Annotated in this window: 12 protein-coding genes; 5 read left to right on the top strand and 7 right to left on the bottom strand. The window is 59.3% G+C overall.

Translation table 11 applies throughout. The annotated features are described in order from the left end of the window. Positions 1-79 precede the first annotated feature (79 nt). From HMPREF2857_RS11295 to HMPREF2857_RS02895, 5 genes are all read right to left on the bottom strand, one after another. Positions 80-547 (bottom strand): recombinase zinc ribbon domain-containing protein, encoded by a 468-nt coding sequence (locus HMPREF2857_RS11295; protein WP_224433374.1) that lies wholly within the window; start codon positions 545-547, stop codon positions 80-82. A 15-nt stretch (positions 548-562) separates the two neighbouring features. Then, positions 563-952 carry a recombinase family protein gene (locus tag HMPREF2857_RS11285; protein ID WP_070429408.1) on the bottom strand — a complete coding sequence of 130 codons (390 nt, stop codon included), beginning with the start codon at positions 950-952 and terminating at the stop codon, positions 563-565. 71 nt (positions 953-1,023) lie between these two features. Then, positions 1,024-1,671: a response regulator transcription factor gene (locus HMPREF2857_RS02905; protein ID WP_070642675.1), complete on the bottom strand. Its 648-nt coding sequence runs from the start codon at positions 1,669-1,671 to the stop codon at positions 1,024-1,026. Beyond that, entirely contained in the window at positions 1,668-2,837 is a 1,170-nt protein-coding gene (locus tag HMPREF2857_RS02900) for a sensor histidine kinase (protein ID WP_070642673.1), read from the bottom strand. Before HMPREF2857_RS02900 ends, HMPREF2857_RS02905 begins: the two co-directional genes overlap by 4 nt. 56 nt (positions 2,838-2,893) lie before the next feature. After that, positions 2,894-4,225, bottom strand: a complete 1,332-nt coding sequence (locus HMPREF2857_RS02895) for an MFS transporter (RefSeq protein ID WP_083310488.1) — start codon at positions 4,223-4,225, stop codon at positions 2,894-2,896. Between the two features lie 184 nt (positions 4,226-4,409). Between HMPREF2857_RS02895 and HMPREF2857_RS02890 the strand changes: the two genes are divergently transcribed. The 3 genes from HMPREF2857_RS02890 (at position 4,410) to HMPREF2857_RS02880 (ending at position 8,920) form a co-directional block, all read left to right on the top strand. Further along, entirely contained in the window at positions 4,410-4,889 is a 480-nt protein-coding gene (locus tag HMPREF2857_RS02890) for a universal stress protein (protein ID WP_005510532.1), read from the top strand. Positions 4,890-5,084: 195 nt separating this feature from the next. Then, positions 5,085-5,279 (top strand): DUF2613 domain-containing protein, encoded by a 195-nt coding sequence (locus HMPREF2857_RS02885; protein WP_005510537.1) that lies wholly within the window; start codon positions 5,085-5,087, stop codon positions 5,277-5,279. 29 nt (positions 5,280-5,308) lie between these two features. Further along, positions 5,309-8,920 carry an alpha-(1->3)-arabinofuranosyltransferase domain-containing protein gene (locus HMPREF2857_RS02880; RefSeq protein ID WP_070642672.1) on the top strand — a complete coding sequence of 1,204 codons (3,612 nt, stop codon included), beginning with the start codon at positions 5,309-5,311 and terminating at the stop codon, positions 8,918-8,920. Between the two features lie 6 nt (positions 8,921-8,926). Here the strand turns inward: HMPREF2857_RS02880 and HMPREF2857_RS02875 are convergent, their stop codons facing one another. Continuing rightward, complete coding sequence (locus tag HMPREF2857_RS02875; RefSeq protein WP_069358923.1) at positions 8,927-10,207, bottom strand: acyltransferase family protein; 1,281 nt, start codon at positions 10,205-10,207, stop codon at positions 8,927-8,929. Between the two features lie 196 nt (positions 10,208-10,403). Here HMPREF2857_RS02875 and HMPREF2857_RS02870 point away from each other — a divergent pair, with 196 nt between their 5' ends. Both HMPREF2857_RS02870 and HMPREF2857_RS02865 read left to right on the top strand, forming a co-directional pair. Further along, complete coding sequence (locus HMPREF2857_RS02870; protein ID WP_048734381.1) at positions 10,404-11,564, top strand: cell envelope lipid trafficking protein PgfA; 1,161 nt, start codon at positions 10,404-10,406, stop codon at positions 11,562-11,564. 81 nt (positions 11,565-11,645) lie between these two features. Then, complete coding sequence (locus HMPREF2857_RS02865; RefSeq protein ID WP_070642670.1) at positions 11,646-13,478, top strand: MmpA family trehalose lipid delivery protein; 1,833 nt, start codon at positions 11,646-11,648, stop codon at positions 13,476-13,478. On the opposite strand, the gene HMPREF2857_RS02860 is transcribed toward HMPREF2857_RS02865, so the two are convergent. Continuing rightward, on the bottom strand, positions 13,458-14,636 hold the full coding sequence (locus tag HMPREF2857_RS02860; RefSeq protein ID WP_070642668.1) for a glycosyltransferase family 4 protein: 1,179 nt from the start codon (positions 14,634-14,636) through the stop codon (positions 13,458-13,460). The genes HMPREF2857_RS02865 and HMPREF2857_RS02860 overlap by 21 nt on opposite strands. Positions 14,637-14,708: the final 72 nt, after the last annotated feature.

Raw genomic sequence — 14,708 nt, 5'->3', positions numbered from 1 at the left:
CACCATCCTTCTTAGGCATGCCTAACCTTACTATATTTCTGGGAGGTGTGTCTACTGTGCACGTCAACTGATACGAACATCACCCTTTCAGGGCAATCCTCACCTGTTCACCGGTGCGGAACACGAACCGGATCGCGTCCTCGGTGACAATGGCGTGGTCGATAAGTGCGCTCCATTGTGCGGGGTGAAACTCGCTCACAGGTTCCCCTGTCAGATCATTCAGGGTTGTGGTGATGGCGGCGTGCTTGGCGGTGTTCGCTGCGATATCTTTTTCCAGGCTTGTTCTACGTGCGAGCGTCTTACGGTAGGTAGTATCGAGTTCGGCGTACGCGGATTGGCAGGCGTCCTGGTCGAGCGCACACCGCTGGTTTTCCGCAATCAGCGCTTCGATCTGCTCGTCTTTCACCGTCGCGCTGCTGCAGGGATGTTCGTCTGTGTATTTATGGTTGCATTGCCAAACTGCGTCTTTGCATTTCGTGTTCGACGCCCACGTTTTACGCCCATACCACGCCCCACACCGAGCACATTCCAGCCGGGTGGAGAACAACCCGACTTTCGCTGACTATATGTTGCCATGCCTGGTGGCGAGTTCGTATTGCATCTGATCCCAGATACGCGGTTCGGTAATCGGCTCATGATTACCTGATACATAGTATTGGGGTACTTCGCCTTCGTTGACCTTCATCTTCTTAGTAAGGAAATCGGTGGTGAACGTCTTTTGCAGCAGGGCGTCGTCCTTGTATTTTTCGTTGGACAGGATGGAGCACACTGTCGAGGTTGACCACACTTCTTTCCCGCGCGGGGTGAGAATCTTGCGGGCAGCGAGCTCGGTTTTAATCTCACTGATCGCTATCCCATCAAGGAACAGCTGGTAGATCAACCGCACGGTCGGAGCCTGCGTCTCGTCGATGACGAGGCTTCCACCCTCGCCTTTCTTATATCCGAGTAGCACCAATTACCCATAATCCCCACGCCGACTCCCGTTTCGGAGGAGTTGGCGTGGGGCTTTTACGTGGTCGCGGTTTACGAGGATGGCGACGGCGCGGTGTACCTCAGCCACCGCAACACGGCTTTGACACGACGGTTGTTATCTTCCGGTTGGAAGCCAAGCTTCAAGAACACATTCGCCACATGTTTACTCACTGCACCAGCGGTTAGCACCAGGCGCTTTTCCATTTCCTTATTACTGAGCCCCTGCGCCATCAGGTCGAGCACTTCGCGCTCGCGCGGGGTCAGCGCAGCGATCCCGTCCTGCTTTGCAGTAAGCAGAGTCGCAACCACCTCAGGGTCAACTACGGTACCGCCACTTCGTACCTCTTCCAGTGCTGAGACAAAGTGCTCGACATCCGAGACACGTTCTTTCAGCAGGTACCCAAAGCCACCATGCTGCAGCAGGCGATCCAGGTAACTGGCCGCCACGTATTGACTGAGTACCACAACCGGCTGGTCAGGGTTGTCCTGGCGAAGTGTGGAGACCGCGAGCAGTCCGTCGTCACGCATGTTCGGTGGCATCCGGACATCGCTGACGATGACATCGAACGTCTGGCCTTCGGCAGTGTCGAGCAGCTGATCCGCATCACCGACGGCGACGACCTCGTGTCCCAGCGCCCGCAGCAGGCCGGTCAGCCCCTCGCGCAGGAGTACGGAGTCCTCTGCCAGCAGTATTTTCATCGCGTCCTTCCTTGGCGAATCGGCAGTTCCAGCAGCAATTGGGCTCCACCGTCGGCGTTGGTGAGTTCCACGGTTCCACCGAGCGCTGCCGCCCGTTCGCGCAGGCCCGCAATGCCGGTTCCACTGTCATGCTTTACGACGTCTACAGCGTCTGCACTCGTTGGTTTTTCCAGGCCTTCGCCATTGTCGCGCACAGTGACCGTAAGCGTATCCAGATGGGACACGAGCGCCTTCTTCGGAGTCTGAACCGCGAGAGTGATATCAGCTCGATCGGCATGGCCATGCTTGGTGGCGTTGGTCAGCCCCTCCGCTGCGCAGTGGTAAGCGAGCAGCGCTGTGGTTTCATCAATCGGGCCGAAGTCGGAGACACCGTCCTCACGAACAGAAACCTCCATGCCAGAGTGCGCTGCCAATTCCTCTACTGCTGCGACTAGGCCATTTTCGAAAAGCACTGGCGGGGCGATGCCAAGCACCACGGAGCGCAGCTGCGCAAGAGCCTGCGTTGCATTGCGGTCGGCGGCAGAGAGTGCCTCGGCTACCTTTTCCTCAGTCTTACCCATGCGAGCAGCGGCAATGTTGAGTTTCAAGGCGGTCAGGTGCTGCTGCGGACCGTCGTGAAGCTCGCGCTCAATGCGACGGCGCTCGCCTGAGAAAGAGTCGATGAGCACATCGCGGGACTGGCTGACTTCCTCACTGGATGGTGCGAGGATGACGCGAGAGAGCCAAATGGACAGCAGGCCGGCACCGAGGTTGATGGCGATGGTCAGCACCAAAAAGAGGATGGCGAAAACCCAGGCAACCCCGATTTTCTGTGTGGGGTCAGTCAGAGTCCAGCTGAAAAACCGCACTTCATCAACCAGGAATGGTGCAGCGAAGAGCACTCCGACAGTGAACCCGCCGCCGACCCACGCTGTGAAGGTGACAAAGCCAATGGCCAACTGCACGAGCAGGTTGACGAAGTTGCGGATGTCGAACCAGCGATTGGTCACGCGGTTGGCGATTGGGGTGCCGGACCACGATGCTGCCCAGCGGGAGAGCCAATCGGCACCGCGGCCAATGAGCGGAATCCAGGGCAGAAGAAAAGCGGAGACAATCAATCCCGGAATGAACAGCAGTCCGAGAATAAAACTCCAGGCCAGCGCGATTAAATTCTTTTTCTTTGTCATAGTTTCAAAGCTAAGTTGGCCCGTGTCCAAATACAGTGGAGCTAACTCCCCTAAATTCAGTCGAGCTGAATACGTCCCGGCTTCTTTTCGCCGATACCACGGTCGGCCAGTTCGTCATCAATGTACGTTGGCCGACCGACAATCAACCCAAGCACTGCTAGCACCACCGTGGTGCCAAGCAGCACGACCAGAATCGGTGTCCATGTTTCCGCGGTTCCGGCGGCCACGCCTACCAGGAAGGGGCCGACTGCGGAGAAGATGTAGCCGGTTGGCTGCACGAAGCCGGACAGTCGCGCGGTCAGCTCGTGGCTGCGCGTGCGGCCCGGAATCAGTGCGATGGCCATGGGGAAACAAAAACCACCCACACCCAGCAGGAACGCAGCCCCAATCGCGTATCCAGCACCAGTTTCCGCCGTTCCCCGCTGGTCAATCAAAATCATCAACACATAGCCGAGGAAGAAAAGGCAGCCGAGACCAAAGGCAACGTAGGACATGGTGCGGAGCCGTGCAATCAGCGGCGGCATCAGCAGCCCGCCGATGATGCCCAACCCTTGAACAATCATGGACGCTGCAGTGGCTATGTTTACGCTGATACCTGCGTCGATAAGCATTTTCGGCATCCAGCCCATGAGCACGTAGGCGTTCATCGACTGCACGCCGAAGAAAACTGCCAGTGCAATGGCTGTCGGTGACTTCCAGATTGGTGTGCTTGCCGAGGCACTGACCGGCGCCTTCGGGTAGTCGAATCCGATGCGTGCACGCAGCGGCAACCACACGACGAGCTGCACCAGGGCGGTGATTGCCCATGCGGCAAGCGCCCAGCGCCACATTTCGATACCACCTGCAGATGTCTCGGGAGAATCGCTAATCAAAAATGCCGTCGCCGGCCCCAGTCCACCGCCGAGGGCGAGCATGCTGGAGTACAGCATCATCAGCACGACCGTATGGCGACCGCCGTGCACCTTAATCCACGCAGGTAGCAGCACATTTCCCAGCGCAATGCCAGCAACCGACAACGCAGTAAACAACAGGAATAGCCAGATGCTGCTCACCCACGGGCGCACCGCAAGACCGACGAATAGCAACGCTGCAGACAGTGTGAGTGCGCCGCTTAAACCCATGCGCTTGCCGACGGACACCGCGGACAACCCAATCGCGAAAAACGCGAGCCCCGGAATGGCCGTAATCAGACCACCAAAGGCGGAGGATGCGCCGAGGTCGGAGAGGAGCTGATCGAGCACCGGACCGATCGACGCGATACTCGGTCGCAAGTTCAGCGCCGCAACGATTACGGCTATGACAAGGACGGGGACGCCGAGTGCAATGGCGTTCTTCGAGGACCCAGGAACTTTTGATTGAGGTTGCCCTGGATTTTGTTCTGCTGCCATAACAGTGGACGTTACCGCTTTCTGTTAATGACTCTCTATCTGATTCAAGCCGCTCGTTCGGAGTAGCTTTAAAGATTGACGTACTCGATGTCGCTGTTGTCCTATCCTGGATTACAGCGACATCTCTTTTTCTGTATCTATTGACAGTTTTTCGGCTATCTCTGACGTAAGGATTGAACTGAAAATGGTTGAACCGATTTCTGATTCCATGCTCATTGCCTACGACGGCTCCGACGAAGCCAAGCGGGCGCTGGCCTACGCCGGAAAACTGCTGCGCGTTAAGAAGGCCTACATTCTGACGGCCTGGGAGCCTCTACAGCGTGCTGCAGCACGCACTGCTGGCGCCTCTGGCATGATGCAGCCCGACTGGGACGCCACTACTGAAGACGGCGATCCCGCTCACGACGAGGCCGTCCGTATTTGCCGTGAGGGTGTGCAGATTGCCGCTGAGGCCGGCTTCGTCGCGGAGCCCTACTTGGTAGAGACTGAAACTACTATCTGGTCGGCCATCGTCGATGCAGCTCACGACCTCGATGCGGGCGTGATTATCTCCGGCACTCGCGGTGTGACTGGCTTGCGTGGTCTGTTTACCGCCTCGACCTCTGACGCGTTGCTGAAGAATGCTGGCCGCCCGGTCCTCGTCGTTCCCGGGGAAAAGGAATAATTTCTAGAAAATTTTTAAAAACTTACTTAGCTGATAGAAAATGGGTTAATCTCTCAACTAAGAAACTCAATGACCGCTGAAACCACCCAAAATTCAAGGCAGGGAGAGATTCCCAGCTGTTTCACTGGTTTACAGATGTCACAGAGTGTAGTTTTATAAACAGTATTGACTTAATGCACACGAGGAGTCCTCAACATGGCATACGAAACTGATTCCGAGCAGCGTCGTAGCGTTGGCCCTGCCCTGGCCTCGGCGCTCATTGGCGCCCTTCTCGGTGGTGCCGCTATCTTCGGCATCGGCCAGGCTCTGACCGAAGACCGAATTCCGGAAGCACAGGCTGTTTCCACCGATGACGCTCTGCTTGGCGGTGTCGAGTACGGTCAGCGTTAAGTCTTTAACGCTAACCCTCCTTTAACGCTATGCCCACCTTTGTTCGAGCGCGTAAGCGCGTGCTTGTACCTTGGTGGGTTTTGCTGTGCCTGCTGGCATTCATCCAGTCCCCCGGCAAGACTGTCGCTGACACAAAGCACGACCTGACAGAAGACCCCATCGGGTTTTTGTCCGCCTCGCTCAACATGTGGTCAGACACCATGCCGCTGGGACAGCTTCAAAACCAGGCATATGGCTATCTCTTTCCACAGGGCGCATTCTTCGCCCTGTTCAGTTTGCTGCCCGATGTATTAGCGCCCGGCTGGATCATCCAGGCGCTGTGGTGGAGTCTTACTCTCTGCTTGGCTTTTACCGGCGCATATCGCGTGGCTGAAGCTATAAGCGTCGGCACGCATACCTCTCGCGTACTGGCGGCGTTGTTGTACTCGTTGTCGCCGCGGGTGATTACGACGTTGGGCGCGATTTCGTCCGAGACCTGGCCCGTAGCGCTGGCACCGTGGATTCTGCTTCCGCTCCTGCGGGTCGCGGCCCGGCGCGAGGAACTGCCCTGGCGCGCGACTGCCCGCGCCGTATTGCTGTCCGGTCTAGCGGTACTGTGCACTGGCGCGGTCAATGCGGTCAGTACAGCGGCGGCTTGCATCCCCGCAGGTCTAATGCTGCTCTTCTTCGCTTTTACGGGGCCTCGTCGCGGGCGTGCGTGGGCGATGCTCGGCGGTTGGCTGGCTGCGTGTGCAGCGGTCAGCATGTGGTGGATTGTGCCTCTACTACTGCTGGGCAAGTACTCGCCACCGTTTACGGACTACATTGAGTCCTCCGGCGTGACCACTCGTTGGTTGAGTCTCGGCGAAACGCTCCGCGGCTCCACTTCGTGGACCCCGTTTGTCTCTTTCGAGCGAGTCGGCGGAAATGCTCTGGTCGCGGAGCCCATCCTCATTTACGCCACTCTGGCTGTGGCGGCGATTGGTCTGCTTGGCTTGGTCATGCGCTCACTGCCGCTGCGTCGGATGTGGCTGATGATGCTGCTGATCGGGCTTGTCATCGTGGCGGCCTGGACGGAGCCATTCGGGCTGGTGTGGGAATCGGCTCGAGAGGTGCTCGATTCCACGCTCGCAGCAGTACGCAACCTGCACAAATTCGACACAATTGTGCGCCTGCCACTTGTTATCGGCTTCGCTCATGCGACAGCCCAGCTGCCATGGCCGTGGCGAGAGCCGGCGAACGAGCACAAGAACGAGACGGCGAGCGATTCAGCAGCCACTGGCTGGCAGCAGTGGCTGCACCCTGAGAAGCACCCGCGCGCTATCGCATCGATGCTGGTTCTGGTGGTTATCGCCAGTGCCACCGCACCTGCGTGGAGCGCCCGTCTCGCTCCGGCAGGCGGTTTTTCCGAGGTTCCGGGCTACTGGCACGAAGCGGCCGACTGGCTGAATGAGCAGGGCGAGGACACCCGCACGCTGGTGATGCCGTCATCTCCGTTTGCTGATCAGACATGGGGCAATACTCGCGACGAACCGCTCCAGCCGCTTGCCGACGTGCCCTGGGCCGTCCGCGATACCGTGCCGCTAGTACCCCCAGAGGCGATTCGCGGCCTCGATGGTCTGCGCAATTCGCTGACTCGGGGCCGCGAGGTACCGGCACTGGATGCCACCCTGCGCAACAATGGCATCGGCTATGTGCTGGTCCGCCACGACTTGAGAGTTACCTCGAGGGGCGATTCGCCGCGCGCCATCACCTCCACGCTGCAGGACTCCCCGACCATGGAAAAGGTGGCGGAGTTCACGGACGAGGACGGCCATACCGCTATCCAGATTTGGGGCGCGGGCCCGAAGGAGCTGCGCAATCACGCCCTTTCGCCGCGGTTGGTGGACACTACACAGGTGCCGCTGGTCGCCGGTGGTCCTGAAGTGCTCCCGCGGCTTGATGAGGTCGATTCCGATGCCCCGGTGCGCATCCTGTCCGGTAAGAACGCCGGCACTGTCACCGACACTCCCGCACGCCGCGGCCGCAACTATGGTGAAGTCGTCGGAGCGGAGTCGGCAATCCTGGCCGAAGACGAGGACTCATATGTCCGCAACCTCGTTCCGGACTACCCCGTCGCGGGACTGCCACTGACGCAGACAGCAACGGGTCGCGCCACAATTGAGGTTTCATCGTCGGCCTCTGAGCCATACAACGTCGGTGGTGCATCGGCTGACCACTCGGTCAACGCAATGCTCGACGGCGACACCTCTACCTGGTGGGAACCCCTGGCAGGCAAGAGTCAGGCTGAGTGGGTCAAGCTGTCGTGGAAGGAACCGACCGATAACGCAGTGCTCAGCCTGACCGGTGCTCGCGTTCCGGCGCAACTGCGCATCCAGACCGATACGGCTTCCAGCTCCGTACAGTTGGTCCCGGGTGAGACGACCCACATTCCGCTGCCCGGCGGCAAGACCACATCTGTGCGCATCACAGCAAAGATTGCTCCTGTGGGGTTTGCTATCTCCGAGCTAGGACTGGTGATTCCAAAGCGGGACACTGGCTTCGACGCATTCGAATCCACCAACTCCGATTCCGATGAAGAGGCGGGACTTTCCGCCGAGGATATAGCAGAGGACCTCACGCCGGTTCGTGTCCCGGTGGTACCGAATTCCTCGTCGCTGGCTCAGCGTTGGGTCTTTGGCCAGGAGATTCACGAGGGCACGCTGGTGCGCCTGTTCACCGTTCCGAAGCCGGTAAAGGTGAAGGTCGATGCTGATACCTGTCGCAACAGCATCGGAGACCCGTGGGCCAGCCTCCAGCGAGGTGACGGTTCTGATCACCGCGAGCTGACCTGTGGTGAAGAGATTGAGCTCTCGCCGGGTCCATGGCGCATCGACGCCAAGTCCGATTGGGTATCGCTCACCTCGACTGACTACTTCGCGCCGTCAGCCGAGCAGCAGAAAGCCACGCCAATCGACCTGAACAGTCCTATTGACCCTGCCGACCACGATCGCATCGTGTGGCTGCCAATCTCTGTCAATGCCGGCCACGAGCTTCGTGTCGGAGGTGCCGCCATGAAGCCGGTAACGGTCTCTGGTTGGCAGCAGGGTTGGACAATTCCGGCTGGAATTGGTGGTGCAGTCGAGCTGACCTATCCACCGCAGCAGACCTGGCGTACTGGAATCCTCGCAGGCGGCGCACTCGCAGCTGTGTACGCACTGGTCGCTGTGGGGCTGGCTTTCGCTTGGCGACGATTCGCTCTCACCGCCCCGATTTCCGTATCTTCGCTGGGCAATGACTTGCCGCGGGCGGCTATTGGCATTGCGGCTGCCGCGACAGTGACCCTGGTATCCAGCTGGCCTGGTGTGGTCGTTGCCCTCGTCGTGGTTGCCGCTACCCTTGGTGCGGTTTTCTGGGCACGGAAGCGTGGGGACGTCGTCAAGCCATGGCTGAACGTGCGGAACGGACTAACTGTGGCACTTGCTGCGACGATGTCGATTGCGGGCTTGGTGCTGGCGGCGAACCCATGGCCAAAGGATGACTACGCCGGTGCCGGCTGGCCGCTTCAGTTACTACTGACGGCGGCGCTGACAATCGTGGCGTGCTGCTCGATGCTTTCCGGTAGCGGTGCTGATGACGACACCGACAGAGATGCTAGCGACACCGACAACACCGCTGATTAAAAGCCGTTAGCGGTTGACCCAGACGCGTGCGAAGAAGCGGCGGGCAGGTTCCTCGACGAGCGCGTAGGAGGCAGCGGCCACCGGAATCGACAGTGCGACCGTGACAATGGTGACACTGAGCAGATGGCCGGTAAATAGCTTCACGCCTAGCAGCGGGAATGCAATGGAGAGCATCGCCACGTGCCAGAGGAAGATGCCGTACGACCAGCGCCCTAGCGCCTGCATGATGGGGTGTTCAAGGAAGCGAGACTCCGGGGCCAGTGTCCAGGGGCCGATGATGGCGGCACCGAAGACCAGCCCGCACAGCAGGCGGCGGATGAATTCCCAGTTGGTGAGCTCGACTAGCCCTTCGGGCCCCAGGTAGGAAGCCAGGACCAGCGCACCAACGGCGATCGCCAGCCACAGCGAACGGCGGCGTGCCCAGCGCTGCATGGTTTCCACCTTCGCGCGGGCGGCATCGGTATCGACGCCCTGGAGCGATTCCAGCTCGGCGAGAATCATGCCAGCTGCGAACCAGGAAAAGTAGGCAATCGGCTGAATATGTGGGTTAACGCCTTCTGGGTACGGCAGTGGCAGGTAGGGCCAGCCGAAGCTCAAGATCGCAAGCAGGGAAATTGCCACTATGCGGCGCCCCTGCTGGCGATGCGGGTCCAACCGGCTAAGCCCAATGGCAAACAGCGGCAGCGAGATGTAGAACGCGACCTCCACCGACAACGACCACAGGTGCGTCAACCCACCGTGCAGCGAGCCGGAGAAATACACCTGTGTCAGCGTCAGATTTGTTAGCCAAATCTTGAGATCCGCGCCGCGCCCCACCGGCAGTGCGATGAGCACAATAAGCACTAGCACCCAGTACGCGGGCATAATGCGCGCGACGCGCTTCTTGTAGTACTTCGCCCAGCTCTTCTTCCGTCCGCCGTCGGCATCGGCCAATGCTTTACGACGGGGAATTCCGCCGTAACCCGAGCGGTGAGAACGCCACAACAGGAATCCGGACAGCACGAAGAAAACGGCCACGAAGAAGTCGAAGCGGCCGAGCATACGCTCCCACAGGGCTCCCACATCATGCCCGGTCTGGAATGCGACGTGCGTACCGATGATGCCCATCGAAGCCACAGCTCGCAGCCCCTCCAGCGAAGGCAGGAAGCCTGGGCGGAATGTGGTGGCAGAGCTCGATGCAGTGGTCGATCCCGAGCTGGATGCAGTGCTCGGCGTAGAGTTCGGCACAGAGCTCGACGCTGTGTCTTGCCCAGCGTTTGGCGCTGCCGCAAATGCCTTGGACGTCATAGTACTTTCTTACACGGATACCGGAATGAGTAAAATCACTTGTATTTTATTATGAAATAAGTCCTGTTCAGGCCGGTTTTTCCAAAACTCTTTTGTTTTCCCGACAAGTTATTTTTAAAAAACACACCCCATAACTCCTAACTTCCTGCTAGGTTTTGCAGCAGAAAGTTACGTACAGTTAAAGGACTATCCGCTGATGAAGAGAACTCTCGGACATGCACTGATTATCATCGGTGCTGCATTGATTGTCATTGCCGTCCTTCTGCCAACCTTCCTGGTGCCTCGCCTCCGGGTCATCCCACTTGACACTGTGAGCGATACCATCACGGAGGTGCGCGACGGCACTCTGTTGGACTCCAGCCAGCTGGGCAAGAATGAGCCAACGCCAAACCGCAAGAATGACCCGCGTTGCAAGGCAGAAACGGACGAAGAGAAGCGCGATCTCCCGGTCCACTGCTTCATCAACGACAAGACTCCGATGCAGTCGAAGCGCCACGTTGAGATTGAGGAGCCGGCTGACGACAAGATTGCAACCCTCCAGGTCGGTACCACTCTGCTGCGCGATGACCGCGAAGAGCCGAAGAACCTCATCAATGCGACCCTCGACCGCATCACTGTTGACCGCAGCACTGCGTACCCGGTAGATGACCCGATCTCCAGCGTTGCTATTAACGCACCGCAGGGTGGTTCGGACACCAAGCCGCCGACATTCACCCGTCCGGGCATCCAGTACCAGTTCCCGTTTGGTGCTGAGAAGAAGTCCTACCCGTACTACGACGTCCAGGCGATGCGTAACTTCGAGATTGACTTCGTCGGTGAGGAAACTCAGGATGGCGTCAAGGTCTACAAGTACTCCATGACCATTCCGCCGCAGAACCTCTACGAGTCCCTGACCGAGCACTTCACTCGCGACGGCCGCAAGCTCACCGAGGCTGACAAGTCCTCGCTGGCTTCCATGCGCCTGAGCTTCCCGGCTCACAAGTGGGGCCTGGAGGGTGACGACGACGTCGAGTTGGATCGTTACTACACCAACGTCCGTACTGTCCGCGTCGAGCCGACCTCTGGCGTGATCGTCAACGGTACTGAAGAGATGTTCATGTTCTACGCCAAGGACGACAAGGAAGCGGAAGAAATTGCTTCCAAGGCTGGCCGTGAAAAGGAGGCCAAGGAGCAGAACCGTACCGCAATGAAGTACACCGCTCAGTGGGACGAAGGCTCCAAGGGCCGCCAGATGGACCGCGCTAAGGAAGCCCGTAAGTCGCTGACTATCGGTGGCACTGTCGCACCGTGGATTCTCGGTATCCTCGGCCTGGTTCTCATCGTGATTGGCTTCCGTGTTCGCAGCAAGTCCGCCTAAGACGCGAAACTACGGTGCCACAGGCTCTCGCTTACCCTAAGTTTCACTGAGGAAAGCGAAAAATAATTTAATATAGGGCACGTGACAAAACGTTTCCGCACTACTCTGACCCAGTCGGCTCGCTCTCATTCGGAGCGAGTCGCCTGGGTTTTTGTGTTGTCGTGGATTCTCTTGCTGACCACTGCCGTGTGCTGGCCTCTCTTTGTGCCTCACAAGGCCCCGGCTGATGGTCGCTTTGGGGCACCGATGTTTCTGCTGCGCGACATGGTCATCCCCAATCACCCACCGCTTACCGACGCGGCCCTGGGACTCGGCCCCGCTGCGGCACGAGCTGTTCCGCAGGACACCGCACTGTGGGCACTGGGCTACTTTGTGGATGCCAGCCATTGGGTGCGCTTCGGCATGGTGGGCGCCTGTTTGATTGGTGGTCTTGCAGCTGCTGAGCTCGCCCGCAGGTTCACTCGCCACGGCTCGGGCACCAGTAGCGCATCCGGTGCGGGCCTTGTACCCATGACTCCGAGCTTGGCCAGCCAGCTGATTGCACCGACGATGCTGCTCTGGAACCCGTTCGTGGTCGAGCGTTTACTCCAGGGACAGTGGTCACTGGTCATCGCCGTATTGCTACTTCCGGCAGTTGTTCTGGCAACGCAGATGGGTAGTGCCTTGTGGCGCACCAGTGCCATTGCTGCTGCGGGTCTCACACCGACCGGTGCCCTTTTAGCTGGTATCACCGGCATTGTTACCGCTCGCAATAACCGCGACCGCGCTTGGATTGTGGCCACAACAGTAGCAGTCAGTTCACCGTGGCTAGTGGCATCTTTGCTGAACCCGAGTGCAGCTGGGTCCTCCGATGCGGCTGGCGCTGCCGCATTTGCGGCCAGAGCAGAGGCACACGTCGGCACGCTCGGCAGCCTGTTGGGATTGGGTGGCATCTGGAATAAGCAGGCTGTGCCACTGACGCGCGAGGTTGGTTTTTCGGCGATTATGGTGCTGGCACTCCTGGTGCTTATGGGTCTGGGATTCCGTCGGGTCTGGCATTCGCAGGAGCGCTGGCGGGGGCTGATTATCACTGGCGCCACGGCCATCGTGCTGGTGGCTCTCGCCGCAACAACGCCGGGCATTTTGATGATGGGTTGGGCGCTCGAGCACATCCCGGGGGCGGGCCTGCTTCGTGATGCGCAGAAGTGGATCGCGCTCGCTGTCCCCGCGTATGTCATCCTCGCCGCCAGCGGTGCGGAGTACCTGGCACGCCGCGCTCGCGGCGCCACCGCCAATATCGGCCAGTGGTTGGCTACTGGCGTCAGCGCGCTTATCATCATCGCCGCTGTCCCCACGCTGCCCGCCGATGTCGCTCCGCTCCGCCCCATTCCGTCATGGGAGGGCTGGTCGGCGGTTTCCGGTGTGGTCGCGCTTGACGACGATCGCGTTGCGGTTCTACCTGCCGGTTCTTACCGCATTATTAATGGGCGTCCTGTCCTCGACCCGGCTACGAAGATTTTGCCCGCTCCGGTGGTGAGCTCTGGCGAACTGATTGTCTCTGGGCAGTCGGTGTCTGGCGAGGGAGCCACAACCGTTGAGCGCACGCTGCTCGGTGGTGCGAAGAGACACGAGGAGCTTGAGTCTGCGCTCCAGAGTCTTCGAGACCAAGGCGTTGGCTGGGTCCTAGTGGAGAATTCGCCCGGCAACTTCGGCGACTCCGCTGACATTGTGGCAGCGTTAGACCCCGTCTATGAAACACCTGACCTGCAGCTATACCATGTCCCCGGCGTTATCGAGCCGGCCACACAACCAAGCCAGGGGGCCTATGCAGCTGCGTGGACAGCCTTTGGAATCTGGACTCTTTGCCTACTCGCTGGGCTGCTGGCGGGACTACTGACTGGAGTAAAGGAAGCGCTACTGCCCCGCCGCAGGTAGCAGCTTGTCCAGTGTTGGGTTTTCCAAGACATTCAGAACTGCCTCACCGGTCTTGTCCCAGCCAAATTCCGCGGCACGGGCGACGCAGGCCTTGGACATTGCGCGATGCAGTTCGCCGTTATCGAGAATCTGTCGTGTCTTGGCAATCAGGTCAGCTTCATCACTGGCCAGCAGGCCAGTTTCGCCGTCGTTGACCGAATCGCGCAAGCCCGCCGAGGAGCGGTAACCGACCGTCGGCACGCCGTGCTGCGCCGATTCGATGACGGCGAGCCCCCAGCCCTCCTTGCGCGAAGGCATCAGGTGCAGACACGCCTTGGAGAGGATGCGGTGTTTATCCGCCTCGGTGACCTGGCCGTGGAATACCACATGATCCGAAACGCCCTTGTCACGGGCATATTCCACGAGGTTGTCGTGCCACCATCCCGAGCCAATAACATCGAGAATCGCACCTGGACGATCTTGTACAAGATCTGCAAGCACATCGATGGCGTGCTCAATCTGCTTATGCGGAACCAATCGTGACAGCGTCACCAAATGCGGTGCTGGACCGTCGCACTCGGACAGGTCAGCCATGATTTCAGTCGACTGCAACTCCTCCGGAATCGGGTCCACACCATTGCGGATTACCGCGATGCGCCCCGGCGACACTCCGAGTTCTACCAGTTCAGCGGCACTTGGCTCGGAAACTGTGATGTAGCGGCAGCGGCGGTGAATCATCGGCGACAGACGCGACTCGATGAACCACCCAAGCTTGCTAATAATCGGCCCTGCCACTGGCCACTGTTCGCGGTGGCAGTGATGTGTTAGCAGCACCGTCGGTGCGCCGGAGAAAATCCGCGCGAAGAAGGGGACACCGTTTTGGGTATCGACCACGACATCCGGCTTGCCGCCGAGCACCTTGGCAATTGGGCCCACGCCAAATCGCGCACCCAGCATCGCGGTCCAGGAGCGCACGTAGACGGAGAAGTTTCCACCAGCGCGGGAGAAAGTCACGCCATCACGACGCGAAAGGGCTGGTGCGCCTGGGTAGTTGGCCGTGCGGAACACCACAGTATGGCCTTGGTCGGCAAGGTAACCTGCGACGCGCTCCAAATAGCGCTCACTACCTCCACCTTCGGGATGACCAGTGTCGCGCCAACACAACAGTAAGATTTTCATAACAATATGAGCCTAACGCTCGGCGCGGCTTTCGTTGCCGCTTTAGCTCAAATCCATACTCCCAAACCCAAC

It is taken from the genome of Corynebacterium sp. HMSC076C10 (assembly GCF_001812455.1).
In the GTDB taxonomy this organism is placed as follows: domain Bacteria; phylum Actinomycetota; class Actinomycetes; order Mycobacteriales; family Mycobacteriaceae; genus Corynebacterium; species Corynebacterium jeikeium_D.
The sequence above is the reverse complement of the archived record's forward strand: the minus strand, read 5'-3'. Positions and strand labels throughout refer to the sequence as shown.

Bases quoted from the DNA above. Each gene is read 5' to 3' on its own strand.
- HMPREF2857_RS02875 (WP_069358923.1), bottom strand. From the start codon at position 10,207: ATGACGTCCAAGGCATTTGCGGCAGCGCCAAACGCTGGGCAAGACACA.
- HMPREF2857_RS02870 (WP_048734381.1), top strand. From the start codon at position 10,404: ATGAAGAGAACTCTCGGACATGCACTGATTATCATCGGTGCTGCATTG.
- HMPREF2857_RS02890 (WP_005510532.1), top strand. From the start codon at position 4,410: ATGGTTGAACCGATTTCTGATTCCATGCTCATTGCCTACGACGGCTCC.
- HMPREF2857_RS02905 (WP_070642675.1), bottom strand. From the start codon at position 1,671: ATGAAAATACTGCTGGCAGAGGACTCCGTACTCCTGCGCGAGGGGCTG.
- HMPREF2857_RS02880 (WP_070642672.1), top strand. From the start codon at position 5,309: ATGCCCACCTTTGTTCGAGCGCGTAAGCGCGTGCTTGTACCTTGGTGG.
- HMPREF2857_RS02900 (WP_070642673.1), bottom strand. From the start codon at position 2,837: ATGACAAAGAAAAAGAATTTAATCGCGCTGGCCTGGAGTTTTATTCTC.
- HMPREF2857_RS02895 (WP_083310488.1), bottom strand. From the start codon at position 4,225: ATGGCAGCAGAACAAAATCCAGGGCAACCTCAATCAAAAGTTCCTGGG.
- HMPREF2857_RS02885 (WP_005510537.1), top strand. From the start codon at position 5,085: ATGGCATACGAAACTGATTCCGAGCAGCGTCGTAGCGTTGGCCCTGCC.
- HMPREF2857_RS02860 (WP_070642668.1), bottom strand. From the start codon at position 14,636: ATGAAAATCTTACTGTTGTGTTGGCGCGACACTGGTCATCCCGAAGGT.